The organism is Nostoc sp. DedSLP04 (assembly GCF_034530775.1).
Classification (GTDB): Bacteria; Cyanobacteriota; Cyanobacteriia; order Cyanobacteriales; family Nostocaceae; genus Nostoc.
On sequence record NZ_JAVRCL010000004.1, the window covers coordinates 40,132 to 54,090 of the forward strand.

The 13,959-nt window shown below is 40.2% G+C and carries 9 protein-coding genes; 5 read left to right on the top strand and 4 right to left on the bottom strand.

The genetic code is table 11. The annotated features are described in order from the left end of the window. Window positions 1-14: 14 nt before the first annotated feature. Both mutS and RMX89_RS03555 read right to left on the bottom strand, forming a co-directional pair. Window positions 15-2,696, bottom strand: a complete 2,682-nt coding sequence (gene mutS, locus RMX89_RS03550) for a DNA mismatch repair protein MutS (protein WP_322672927.1) — start codon at window positions 2,694-2,696, stop codon at window positions 15-17. Window positions 2,697-2,947: 251 nt separating this feature from the next. Then, window positions 2,948-3,406, bottom strand: a complete 459-nt coding sequence (locus RMX89_RS03555; RefSeq protein ID WP_322672875.1) for a tellurite resistance TerB family protein — start codon at window positions 3,404-3,406, stop codon at window positions 2,948-2,950. 660 nt (window positions 3,407-4,066) lie between these two features. On the opposite strand from RMX89_RS03555, the gene RMX89_RS03560 reads away from it, so the two are divergent. Both RMX89_RS03560 and RMX89_RS03565 read left to right on the top strand, forming a co-directional pair. Further along, entirely contained in the window at window positions 4,067-5,359 is a 1,293-nt protein-coding gene (locus RMX89_RS03560) for a hypothetical protein (protein WP_322687947.1), read from the top strand. A 1,548-nt stretch (window positions 5,360-6,907) separates the two neighbouring features. After that, on the top strand, window positions 6,908-8,077 hold the full coding sequence (locus RMX89_RS03565; protein ID WP_322672873.1) for a PAS domain S-box protein: 1,170 nt from the start codon (window positions 6,908-6,910) through the stop codon (window positions 8,075-8,077). Between the two features lie 11 nt (window positions 8,078-8,088). Here the strand turns inward: RMX89_RS03565 and RMX89_RS03570 are convergent, their stop codons facing one another. After that, on the bottom strand, window positions 8,089-8,778 hold the full coding sequence (locus RMX89_RS03570; protein WP_322672872.1) for a type II CAAX endopeptidase family protein: 690 nt from the start codon (window positions 8,776-8,778) through the stop codon (window positions 8,089-8,091). A 781-nt stretch (window positions 8,779-9,559) separates the two neighbouring features. On the opposite strand from RMX89_RS03570, the gene glpK reads away from it, so the two are divergent. The 3 genes from glpK (at window position 9,560) to argC (ending at window position 12,827) form a co-directional block, all read left to right on the top strand. Beyond that, window positions 9,560-11,074, top strand: coding sequence for a glycerol kinase GlpK (gene glpK / locus RMX89_RS03575; RefSeq protein WP_322672926.1), 1,515 nt, complete (start codon window positions 9,560-9,562; stop codon window positions 11,072-11,074). Window positions 11,075-11,177: 103 nt separating this feature from the next. Continuing rightward, window positions 11,178-11,780: a hypothetical protein gene (locus tag RMX89_RS03580; RefSeq protein WP_322672871.1), complete on the top strand. Its 603-nt coding sequence runs from the start codon at window positions 11,178-11,180 to the stop codon at window positions 11,778-11,780. Window positions 11,781-11,852: 72 nt separating this feature from the next. Beyond that, window positions 11,853-12,827: an N-acetyl-gamma-glutamyl-phosphate reductase gene (gene argC / locus RMX89_RS03585; protein ID WP_322672870.1), complete on the top strand. Its 975-nt coding sequence runs from the start codon at window positions 11,853-11,855 to the stop codon at window positions 12,825-12,827. A 103-nt stretch (window positions 12,828-12,930) separates the two neighbouring features. Here the strand turns inward: argC and RMX89_RS03590 are convergent, their stop codons facing one another. Beyond that, entirely contained in the window at window positions 12,931-13,929 is a 999-nt protein-coding gene (locus tag RMX89_RS03590) for a DUF1350 family protein (protein WP_322687948.1), read from the bottom strand. Window positions 13,930-13,959: the final 30 nt, after the last annotated feature.

The window sequence follows — 13,959 nt, forward strand, 5'->3', positions numbered from 1 at the left end:
TACTACAAACTTGCTTATCCATCAAGATTTTGCAGCCCCATTGCAATCTTACTGTGTTTTTCAATTTGCCCCATGACTTGTTTTGCCCGTTGAATAACTACGGCTGGTAAACCTGCCAATCTCCCCGCTTCAATTCCATAAGATTTATCAGCACCTCCTGGTTGAACTTGGTGCAAAAAGATAATTTGGTCGGGTAATTCTTTCACTGTCACTTGATAGTTAGCCACATTCGGGATAATGCTAGCCAGTTCATTTAACTCGTGGTAATGGGTGGCAAAAATTGTGCGCGATCGAATATCCACTGCTATATATTCTGCCACCGCCCAAGCTATGGAAAGACCATCAAATGTTGCTGTCCCGCGACCAATTTCATCTAACAGTACCAGCGATCTAGATGTGGCATGATTGAGAATATTTGCCGTTTCATTCATTTCTACCATGAAGGTAGATTGACCAGTTGCTAAATCATCTACTGCACCGACACGGGTAAAAATGCGATCGCATATTCCCAACCTGGCAAATCTTGCTGGTACAAAACTACCAATTTGTGCCATTAACTGAATCAATCCCACCTGACGCAAATAACAACTTTTGCCACTGGCGTTTGGCCCGGTAAGAATAATTAAATCGGGATAGTCATTTGTCATTTGTCCTTTGTCACTTGTACTGAGCGTAGTCGTTGGCGCAGCCTCTCCAAGAGTTGTATTTGTTATTTGTTCTTGGTCATCTACTAATGACAAATGACTAATGACTAATGACTCTTGACCCAATTGCGTTGAATTTGGCACAAAGAACCCCGCAGGTAAAGACTGTTCCACTACCGGATGACGACCATCAACAATATTTATCTCCCTCCCTGGCAATATTTCGGGACGACAGTAACCTTGATGTACCGCCAATTCAGCCAAACCACACAACACATCCGCCGCCGCCACTGCACGAGACAGATTGCGAATTACTTCCGCCTCTTGTGCTACCTCTTCTCGCAATGCTGTAAAAATCTCATATTCCAACTGATTTAAATCATCCCGCGCCGTCAAAATTCGGGCTTCTCGTTCCTTCAAATCTGGGGTGATATAACGTTCCTCATTAGTCAGAGTTTGCTTGCGGATATAGTTAGCGGGTACTTGGTCGGCTTTGGTGCGAGAAATACTGATGTAATAACCAAAGGTTTTGTTAAATCCTACCTTGAGGGTGGAAATTCCTGTTTTAGCTCTTTCATCAACTTCCAAATTGGCAATCCATTGCTGGTCTGCTTCTACAGTCGCTTTTCTTTCATCCAATAGGGGATTTACACTAGGGCGAATCAATCCACCTTCTTTAATTAGTATAGGTGGTGACTCTACAAGATGTGCGTGTAACTTTTGTGCTAATTCTTCCAACACACTTGGGACTTTCTGCAAAGCTTTGAGAAATGGAGAACGCGTCTCAACTACTAAGTTGGATAATTCCGGTAAACGTGAGAGGGAATCTGCCAAAGCTACTAAATCTCTAGCATTAGCTGTACCAGAACCCGCCCTTCCTGTAAGGCGTTCTAGATCGTAAATTTGCCTTAATAAATGCCGCAAATCTTGACGCAGGGGCGTATTTTCCATCAATTCTTGGATGGTATCTTGTCGTGCCCGAATGCCTTTAATATCGAGTAGAGGTTGCAACAACCACCGCCGCAGAGCACGCCCACCCATTGCTGTACTAGTTTTATCTAACGCCCAAAGTAGGGAACCGTGAAAAGTGCCATCTCGAACGGTTTGGGTAATTTCTAGGTTACGGCGGGTTTGATTGTCAACAATTAGGTAGTCGGTGACAGTGTAGCTGCGGAGTCTCTGAAGGGTGACAGGGTTTTCTTTTTGAGTATCTTCCAGGTATTCCAGAAGACCACCAGCCGCACGGACGGCGAGAGGAAGACGATCGCAACCGAGTCCTTCGAGCGATCGCACCTTAAATTTCTGCAATAATCTCGGTCTAGCTTCACCTTGGGAAAAGGGAAGTTGCGATCGCAAACTATAGCAAAATGAGGGTGGCAAACACTCTGGTAGATGTGGCGATGTTTCTCCCGGACGCAGCAAACTACCCAAATCGGGCGCATTTGTCGGCACTAACACCTCTGAAGGTTGCAAGCGCATTAATTCTTGGGTCAAATGTTCTAAATCGCTACCTTGAGTCGTGAGAAATTCACCTGTAGAGATATCTGCATAAGCTAAACCCCAATGATTTGCGGCAATTACTACTGCTGCTAAGTAATTATTGCGACTGGATTTGAGCATTCCTTCTTCTAGCAAAGTGCCAGGTGTCAGAATGCGCGTTACTTCCCGCCGCACCAATCTCCCAGCAGCTTCAGAAGCATCTTCAACTTGGTCGCAAATTACTACTGCGTAGCCTTTTTCTACCAGCATTGTCGCGTAGCGTTCCCAAGCGTGATGTGGAACACCAGACATCGCCACCCGTCCTTGTTCCCCAGCTTGCTTACTAGTGAGAACTAATTCCAATTCTTGCGCTAGTTTTACAGCATCTTGGAAATAGCATTCAAAGAAATCTCCTACCCGATACAGCAATACCGCGTGAGGATATTTATCCTTCGTCTCGACATAATGCAAGTACATTTGACTTAGCTTACTGCGATCCACCTGTAGATGGTCAGAAATAAAAGTACTTGCATCGGGCTTGGTAGATGGAGTTTCGGAGTGAGAGGCAGTCATAGATGCTATCGAGTTATGCACGGAAATTCCCCAAGATCCGATGATAACGTGATGTGAAAGTTGAATGGCGATCGCTCAAGGATATTTTACTTTTATCTGACAAATGTTAATTTTGATACAATGCAAAATTCCCAACTTCTTCATGAAGCCGGGAATCTGAACAACTTAACCCAAACAAAATTATTTCATATTCTAAATTAGCAACCTCAAATTAAAGATAGTAGATGACTGAGGTTGCAAGTCAATAAATATTACTCCTCTTCCTCTTCTTCTTCTCCGAACACTGCGTCTATGAGTTCTTGTGCGCGTTCGTCTGAAATATTTAAGGCTTCTTGAAGTTCAGAAATATAATCTTGTTCGTGTTCGGGTACTTCTTCATCAATCCCTACTACTAAGATAGCTGTGATGTATGCAGCTTCGCGATAATTTCTATTGGGTAAGGATTCGATAGACTGAGCGATTAAATCTTCTGGTTCTTCTTCTTCAATCAAACTGACGACTTTTTCGGTCAATTCTTCAAAGTCTTCTTCAGAGTAATCTTCAAATAAGTCAACCCGACCGAGAAATTCACTCAAAGCATATTCTTCTGTGGAAGAAATACCCTCACCATCAGCCGCAGCAGAAAATAACCCAAGAATTGCGATCGCAACTTCTGGTTCTATAGCAACTGAACTAACACTACGGCCTTTGGGCAACTTGCGTTTAGACATAATTATCCTCTCAAAGTTACGTGATATTTCAGGAAGTCATATTTTGCGGTTTATCATGCTTCCTCGATTTATGATTCCCAAAATAATGCGGAAATATACATTGGGATGAATCTTTTTTTCATAAAAAATACGCAGAGAATATATTCATCTGCGTATAAAAACGGTTAATTTTCTTTAAGCGATAAGATTTTTAGTACTTGTGTACCCTGCGTAGCCTAAAAGGATACTGTGTACACACAAGTCTGAAATAGCTGAAAAACCCAAGGTTTTACCCCACCCTAACCCTCCCCTTATAAAGGGGAGGGAACTAGATTTTTCCCCTTTCTAAGGGGGGATTAAGGGGGTAATTCGACTTGTGTGTACACATAATGTTATTTTGGCGATCGCATTTATTGATTTAGCGATCGCATTTGCTGATTTCATTTATTCTCAAATAACAAATAGATATGAAAAATGAGTAAAAATACAGACAAACTCGTAATTATTTCGTTGAAGTTTTAATGAAATAAATCTACAAAACTGCTGTAAACGCTAGGATTAAAATTTCTGGCTTACAGTGGAATGTTAAGAGTGTCAACCAAATTGTTTCTATTTGTTGTTGCCAAAACCGGATGCTCCTCATTCACACCCCCTATTTTTCTTGAAAATATCTGAAAATATATGAAATTTAGAGCCTGCAAATATCCTTTCGCACTCATGCTAGTCAGCTTCGGTTTTGTGCAGATAGCTGATGCTCAAACTCCTGTAGCTGAAACCTCCAAGCTATCTCAAGAAGTTTCTGTACTTCGGAAACAGGGCCCAAAAGGGTTAGAAGTATTTCTTAAATCCCATGCTAATACGTTAAATACCGCTTCTTCAGGAGCAGTTCTACCTTCCCCTGCACTTCGGCTAGCTTTAGACGAACTTTGTCAACAACGCGACTGTTACGCCTCTCGTTTGTATTGGTACACTGATATAGAACAAGCCAAAGCTGCTGCTAGAACCAGTGGTAAACCTATTCTATCTCTGCGGTTATTGGGTAGGCTGGATCAAGATTTGAGTTGTGCTAATAGTAGGTTCTTCAGGGTAGCACTGTATCCGAATGTGGAAATTTCTAAACTGCTTCAAGACCGTTTCATTTTGCATTGGCAATCAGTGCGTCCTGTACCCAAAGTAACTATTGATTTTGGCGACGGACGCAAGTTGGAGCGAACGATTACAGGCAATAGCATTCATTATGTATTGGATGCATCAGGTCGTCCAATCGATGCTATTCCAGGGTTGTATAGTCCCAAAGCATTTTTGCGTCAGCTAGAGCAAGCTGAATTAGCAGTAAAAAATTACAGTAAACTTACACCAAGCGATCGCGAGTCTTATTTAAGAAAATACCACAGCGATCGCTTAAATTCTATTCAAGGCCAATGGGTTGCAGATTTATCCCGCCTGGGTATCCAGTCTCCCCCTAAGTTGGTAGAAATTCCGAACAATCGCAGTCAACCACCGACAGCAGAAATAGCAAGCTCTCTAGCAGTTTCTAAAATGAGAGTTGAAACGCCAATGTTAACTGCTCTCCAGTCTGATGCTGAACGGAATCAAAACGCCTTAGCTGAAATTACTGACCAGAAAGTTTGGGACAAAATTGCTCAACTTTATGCCGCCGATGTCAAGCTAGATCGAAACAGCATCTCTCTAATTAGAGCTAAAAAATCTCAATCTGCCAACACTGAAGAAGATAATTTGCCGATAATAGTGAAAAATTTTGAAGCCACAATGGCTTTAGATACAGTTAGAAATGAATATATGCTGCATAGCCAAATTCATCAATGGTTTATGCAGGGTAAGCAAACAAGGAGTGTGGAAGCGCTCAATGAACAAGTATACGGACAACTATTTTTAACTCCTAGTTCTGACCCTTGGTTGGGGCTTTTCCCTAGCGACAGTTACAGCGCCATTGATAATGATGGTATTCGTTAGTAGCTCATAAACCAATACAGTTCAGTTAAGAAAAATTGTAGTGGCGTGGCAAGCAAAAAAATTGTGCATTAAAGGTAGGTTGGGTGGAGCAAAGCGCAACCCAATATATATCAGAATGTTGGCTTTGGCAAAGCCTCCACCCAACCTACTAGCGCTACTACATAGTTTAAGGTTTTTGGGGCTAACCCAAGCCTATTGGCTCATAAACTGATGTAAGTAAAAAGGAGTGATGAGATTTTATTGCATTGACACCTCACTCATCACTCCTTGTAACTTGCGCGTTGATTAGCTGTTACGCATTGTTAAATTACACCAGCTTACTACTTCATTTATCCTCTAACTAAAGAGACGGATAATTATTAAGTTCAGATGTGATTGGCTATACAAACCTTTTTAACTTATTAATATTTATCTTTGCAATTCTAGATATAGAAGTTCGACCATTGCTTGTTCTCAATAGTTTTACTCTTACCCGTGTCAGATAGTTTTATAATGAATTTGAAGATGGAAAGGCTTGGATTCCCAACTTTTTAAAGAAATTGGAAGGTCTTCGCTAAAGGAGAAGTACCTAGCGTAGACATGAAATCTAACCCCTACAAAGGAGTAAGGTTTAGATTTCTAAGCTTTTGGTGTTAGCAATAATACTTTTAAAACATCCTCTTAAAGAAGTTGGGAATCTTGTTATGAATTTTATTAATAGGCAAAGTATTCAGAATCACCCACAAACTTAACTTAGATTCTATATCTTTGGTAGTAGTTGCTTAATTCTTGTGATGGAAGTTGGGGAAAGTCTTATCAGTTATTCTTAGAGGATGTTTGAAAAGTGTCGTATAGCATATTAAATTTTGACATTACCCCCCAACCCCCCTTATAAAAGGAGGCTTTAAGAGACTATTTCCCCCCCCCAATACATCGGGGGGTTAGGGGTGATATTAGATACTTTGGATAACAAACATAGCTTTCCAAACATCCTCTTAGTAATAAACGGAAACAATTATTATTAGCACTAAATTATTTATTGGGGGAATTACAAAGCGGATTCAACAATAATAGTCAAAAATTAAAGTTGAAATGTAGGGTTTTCCGAGTGTAGTATCTGCTCTTTGCTAGTCATTATTTTGACTTACTTATCAGTTTAGTCAAAAATTAGCATAATCTTAGATGGCAGATTTGGTACTCGTATTTAGCTAAGTTAACAGAATTTTACCACCAATGGTAGAAGTAATACTTAACAAAAGCCAGTAAAATTTTGGCTAAATAAATATATAAGTGGATGCTTTGTAATTTGCTAGATTCAATTTACTTTAAGCATTTAGGTTGAATGGTATATGTGTCATTTAAAAACTGGCTCATTTGTAGCAACTATATGATAAAAATTGTCAAAAACCCAAAATAAATCTAACTTTATTACTTCAATTACGTGAAAATTGCAATTTACAACCTATTAAATTTATAACTCAATAAAATTAAGTATACTGCAATTTTCTCAAAGATTTACTTACTAGGTTTTTTTGCTTAACTTTTGCAAGCAAATAGCGGGAATTTAAAGTGAACATAGAAAAATTTGTCCAACGTACAGAAATATTGCACAAGCGTTTAGCAGATTTATACCAAACTGCTAGTTTATTACCTTGGATTTCCCCTGATTTGTTGCCAGAAGCTTTTAAGGAACTCCATAATACCTCAAAGGTAGCACAGTTAGCGGCAGATGAACTTTATCAGCAAAACGAGGAACTAATAAAAACACGGAATTGGTTAGAAGCAGAGCGCCATTACTACCAAGATTTATTCGAGTTAGCGCCAGACGGCTATTTAGTGACTAATACAGAAGGAATTATCCAAGAAGCTAACCTCACCGCAGCTAAGTTGTTGAATGTTTCCAAGCATTTTTTACTGGGAAAACCAATAGTTAACTTTGTCCTTCTAGAAGAACGTCAGCAAGTTCGCAACGAACTGATACAGCTATCGCAATCAGACAAAGTTCAAGAGTTATTGGTACGTTTGCAACAACGTTATGGCGAGTTATTTTATGCAGCTTTGACAGTAACAGTTGTCCGCAATCAGCAGGGTAAGGCAATTTCTCTGCGCTGGATGGTGCGTAATATAACCCAGCGTCAGCAATTAGAATCAGTAAAAGTTAAAGACAAGAATGACATTTTCAACAATCGCCCCCTACATAAATATGATAAAGGAGAAACTATTCCCCTCAACCCATTAGCAATTTGGTATGTTTCTCAGGGTTTGGTTAAACTCAGTACCTACTGTGAAACGGGTGAAGAAGTGCTGATTGGATTGGCAACACCAGGAATGGTTTTTGGTTCTAGTTTGACATCTTTAGACATTTACCAAGCAACAGCGCTTGCTGATGTTGAGTTAGTGTCAGTTTATGTAGCAGAAGTATCAGCTTCTGCAACACTGAGTCATACACTTCTACCAAAAATTAAGCAGCGATTACAGCAAACAGAATCTTTTTTAGCTATTTCTGGTAGACGGCGAGTACAAGATCGCTTACAGCATCTATTACAACTTTTGAAACGAGAAGTGGGTGAAACTGTACCAGAGGGAACTCGCCTAAATGTTCGCTTTACTCACGAAGATATTGCTAGCGCCTGCTGTACCACTAGAGTAACAATTACACGATTGATGGGGAAATTACAAGAAGAAGGTAGAATCAGTTTCGACTTAAAAAAACATATTATCTTGAGAGATGTTGATTGATTACATTTTTCTTAAGCAAAGATCAGTTGCCAGCCAATCAGGAAAATTGCTATATCTGCAAAAATATGGCTGATGTATCCAGGCCAAATCGAGCAATAATTTAAGTAGCACCATGACCAAACCGCCCCTGCTATAAATACTCCCAATGAGCATAATGTTGTCGCACGCCAGTCAAAGTAAGCTGCTAAACCAACAACATGATGAATCGTAAAAAATAGTGCAGACAGTACTACAGCTAAAGGACTTGATACCAAAATTTCACATTTACGATAAACAAACCAACGCCAGACAAATTCCTCAAGTAAAGAGTTAACAAATATCCAATACACTGCACCTACTAAGTAAATTGCAAAACTGTTCAATCCAACTTGTGTTGCGCGATCGCGAACATATTCAATATCTATCCATTTTGCGCCCAGCAGCCAATAAACAATCAAAATGATGCCTAGCATTAATAGCCCTAATCCAACTCCAGCGAATAAATCGCGTCTTTTAGGATATTCAAATTTTAAATTCTCTTTATCAACAAATAACAACCAAATAATGGGTACTAGCAATAACCAGATTTTAGCTAATAAAGCTACTAAATGTCCTTGGAAGCCAGGGAGTATATATAGCTGAGTTGCAATACCAATGCTTGGAACTGGCACAAGTAACAACAGAGCTAGTAGTGCATTTTGATTTTGGTTAGCTTTTAACATGGGGAGACTTTGTTATATTTTGATGGTTTTAACTTTTAAATCCATAGTTTTTAGATCGAGTTAGGATAATTAATTGTAATAAAATCTATATTCACCAGGTTTACTATCAATACTATTGGTTAAGGCAAGAGACGCGATTAATCGCCGTCGCTACAATAGACCTCTTGCATAAGTCGAATAGACCTCCCTTAATCCCCCCATATATTAGGGGGAAACTTAAAATCTTGCCCCCTCTCCTTCATAAGAGGAGAGGTGATTAAAGGATTTTTGTAAGAGGTCTAATAATTAGTCTTTTGTGAAGATGGCGATTTGTATTTTTATGATGATTTTTCACATCTTGGTGAACCGGATTGAGTTACTATGATTAATTTTTATATGCAAAATATAAAACATGAGTATCATAATCAGACTTGAATAAGGTGACACTTTGTATATTGCCACATAAATTTAATTCTAAAACTTCTATGAATTTGTGTGTAATATTCCTTTGAAAGCAGCATTTTGATAATTATTTACTGTGCCAATATACTTACTTAGACATAATTCAAATGCACAGCGTCTTGTAATGTTGTGAAGGTCTGGGATTTGAGACGGACATCAATACCCATTGTGCTAAGTACAAATTTGCATAAACCTGTAGCTTTTTAAACTTACAGAGACGTAACGCTATCCAAACAGGAAATTCAAAATGTACCCAAAATAATGTATATGTGATTGAAGGCGTATTGCTAAAATCGCGATGTCTAGGTTGGGCTACGCCTACGCAACATTAAAAGCGGTTATGCACACACTTGGCAAAAAAACTCTATCATCGGGCTATATCTTAGCACTAGATTTAGGTACGACAGGCAACCGCGCCTTTGTATTTGACGCAGACGGCAAGCTTGTTGGGCAGGCATATAAAGAATTAACTCAGTATTATCCTCAGCCAGGATGGTTAGAACATGACCCTCAACAAATCTGGGAAGATACCTGTTGGGTAATGCAAACCGCAATTGCAAATGCCCAGATTGTACCATCAGCGATCGCAGCCTTGGGACTAACTGTACAGCGCGAAACCTGTTTAATTTGGGACAAAACTACTGGTAAACCACTCCATAAAGCGATCGTCTGGCAAGATCGCCGCACTGCTCCCCTTTGCCACCAGTTACAAGAGCAAGGCTACGCTGATGAAATTTACGATCGCACCGGATTAATCATTGATGCTTACTTTTCAGCTACTAAGCTCAGATGGCTATTAGATAATGTTACTGGTATCGATATAAACAATGTCTTAGCAGGTACTATTGATAGCTGGGTGTTGTGGAATCTCACAGGTGGAAAAGTCCACGCCACTGACCACAGCAACGCCAGCCGGACAATGTTGATGAATCTCAAAACCTGTGAGTGGGATGAGATTTTACTGGATCTGTTTCAAATTCCAGCGCATATTTTGCCCCAGATTCAGCCGAGCTTAGGAGTATTTGGAGTTACCGATGCGACTTTGTTGGGTGCGGAAATTCCGATCGCGGCCATTTTGGGAGATCAGCAAGCGGCTCTATTTGGTCATGGCTGCGATCGCCCCGGTTTGGTAAAATGCACTTATGGTACTGGTAGCTTTTTAGTAGCTCACACAGACGCTCAAATTGTGCGAACGCATCATCAACTCATTTCGACAGTGGCATGGACACAAGCAAATACCAGCGATACTTTAGATGTCGGCTATGCTCTAGAAGGTAGTATGTTTACTAGTGGTGCTTGTATTCAATGGTTGCGCGATCGCCTGAAGTTGATAAAAACTGCTGCTGAAACTGAAGCGATGGCCAATCAGGTAAAAAATAATGGCGGAGTCTATTTTGTGCCAGCATTTAGTGGACTGGGCGCACCTTATTGGGATATGAGCGCCAGGGGAGCTTTTTTCGGCATTACCGCCAGTGTACAACCAGAGCATCTAGTTCGCGCCGTGTTGGAAGCGATCGCTTATCAAGTTCTGGAAGTGGTGCAAGCGATTAACGCATCTAGTAGTACTCCAGTTGGGCGATTAACCGTAGATGGTGGTGCTTGCGAGAATAATTTTTTGATGCAGTTCCAAGCTGATGTGTTAGGTATTCCAGTTGAACGCCCAATAATGCGCGATACGACCGTTCAGGGTGCAGCATTTGCGGCAGGTTTAGCTGTAGGATTTTGGCAGAGCTATGAAACACTAGTGGAACAACGGCAAATTGAGCGTGTGTTTGAGCCGAAGAGTGATTTCCCCTTATCCAAATTTGGTACTTGGCAAAAAGCAGTGAAACGTACTCTAGCTTGGGAGGAATAGCCAATCCAAAAACGAGTTAAAGCGAAATCCATATCCTGAAACGGGGAAGGCGAAGGAACAAATACTATTACAATCAAGCAAATGGATGGAGTATTGATTTATCATGCCCTACAGTCAATTTAACATTGACCGAGTGAAACAAGATTTTCATCTGAGTACTGTCGAAGGAGTCCGCTTTTTCCCAGACTCGATTGAACCCATTACTCCAAGCTTCAGACTGCAAGGTATTTTAGAGGATCTACCGTGGGCGATCGCAGTAGATACAGAAAAAGCTCGTTCAGAGGCGATAATTAATCCTATCTTACTGAAAGTGCGACGCATCTTCAATTCCACAATTAGCGTATTTTCAGGGGAAGAGTTTAACGTTGATCCGAGTATTGGACTCAACGATGTATGTGACTTCCTACTTTGCCGTTCACCTGAACAATTAACGGTGGAAGCACCTGCAATTGTCATAGTTGAAGCGAAAAAATCAGATTTAAAATCTGGATTGGGACAATGCATTGCAGAAATGGTAGCTGCACAGCGATTCAATCAAGCAAGAGAACAACCCTTAACAGCAGTTTACGGTACTGTAAGCAGTGGAACCCAATGGCGATTTCTGAAACTAGAGGGTCAAACAGTCACAATTGATTTAATGGATTATTCTCTTCCTCCTATCGAACTAATTCTGAGCTTTTTGGTGTGGATGGTGAAAGCAGGTTAATTTCATTCAAAAATCGCTCGTTAAAATAACTCTTACTTTGTCAAAATATCACTCTCACATAATAAAAAGCGCATGACTACTAAACCGAAGATTTTCATTGATGGGGAATCAGGAACCACAGGCTTACAAATATACTCACGCCTGAACCAACGGGATGATATCGAGTTAGTTAGCATTGAAGCATCTAAACGTAAAGATGCAAATGAGCGAACCAAACTAATCAATGCTGTTGATGTTATCATTCTCTGCCTGCCTGATGATGCGGCTCGTGAAGCTGTTAGCTTAGTCAGTAATAATAGGGTTAAGATCCTTGATGCTAGTAGTGCCCATCGCACAGCTAAAGACTGGGTATATGGTTTCCCTGAACTAAATCCAGGACAGCGAGAGAAAATCGCCAGCGCGCAGTTTGTCAGCAATCCGGGCTGTTATCCCACAGGATTTTTAGCTTGTATCCGTCCGTTAATTGCTAAAGGACTCCTGAACAGTAACTTTCCCATCACCGTTAATGCAGTGTCAGGTTACTCTGGTGGCGGAAAGAATCTGATTAAACAGTATCATAGCTTCCACGAGCAGCAAGCCGGAGCAGAATCACTCTATCCTTATGGAATCTACGGTTTGCAGTTTGGGCATAAGCACGTCAAAGAAATGCATGAGTATTCAGGGCTAGCATCACCGCCGCTGTTCGTACCAGCTGTGGGAGATTTTGAGCAGGGGATGCTAGTACAGATACCTTTACCACTGGCAACTTTGGATAATCCACCATCAGGTAAAGTTATCTATGAAGCGATCGCTGACTACTACCAAAGTGAAAAATTCGTACAGGTTGCTCCATTCCAAGATTCTACACTGCTTAGAGATGGAACATTTCTGGATGCGATTGCACTGAACGGGACTAATATTGTTCAGGTTTTTGTATTCGCCAATGACACCACCAAAGAAGTCTTGCTAGTTGCTCGTCTTGACAACCTGGGTAAAGGCGCATCAGGAGCCGCAGTCCAAAACCTAAATATCATGCTCGGTTTTCCAGAAGAGTTGGGATTGTCATGAAAGAGGGTTAAGCAGTAGGGAGTGGGGAGCAGGAGAGCAGAGGAGAAGTTGCAGTAAGTTTTTCCTCTGTGCCCCATGCCCAATCCCCCATGCCCAATGCCCATTATCTTGATTTTTCTTTCAATTCTTCAAGCAATTGAATTACATTATGCTCAAATGCTTTGTTTCGCTCTTGAACTGATTCAATTAATGGTTTATCAAAAAGATTAACGACATATTTAGTTAGCTGAATACCTAAAGGTCTTAAATGTCCACCTGCTACAGTGTTGCGAAAATCTTGCGGTGGCTTTTGCAGAATATTAGTAAACCATTCACAGGTTGATTTAGCAATATTGTCTGATTTGAAACAGACTAAACCCATGATATTAAATAGCCCACTATCCTTAATTAAATAATGAGTTTCTTCAACAGTTGGTTTCACACCCAAACCAAGATTATCAATAATATTCGCTAAAAATCGAGGACGAATTGCACTCCCTGTGTCAGCAATAGCAGGTGCTAAGAGGATAGAAACCTGTCCTTTAATGAAGACACTGTTAATATTGATATTCTTATGTACATAAGTGTAAATTAATGTTTTAACTTCATCCCTTTTTCGCGTTAGTTCATCAAAGAGAATGTTAATGTCTGCAATCACATTTTCTATCTGTAACTCATCGGAAGTTTTAAATAGTAGCTTCCGAATAAACTGTTCTCTATCTTGAGCATTTGGAGGTAGAGCAGTAAATCCTTCTAACAGCGAGATATATTTACAGCCAAGGCTATGCCCAATCCAAGAAAAGTTTTTATCATCTAGATAGGCTTCATAATCATATCCTGCAACACTTGCCATTTTCACAAGCTCTGGCAGAATTTCATACTGTTCTCTCATGAGAAAACCAGCTTCTAGATAATGGTTAAAAGTAAAATTAAACGGCAAAAGAATAATTGTATATCCCTGCTCAAATAGAGATTGAAGCAGATAACGATAAAAAAGCATAGGGCCAAATGTACCAAAGAAAGCCCCAGCAATAAATTGAATTACCCCTTTAGGCTTTGGATGTAGAGCAACCCAACTGTGAGAAACTGGTTTAAATCTCAGTTTTAGATTCATATTTACCATGACTTATTTGTAGGTATATGCTGAATCTCC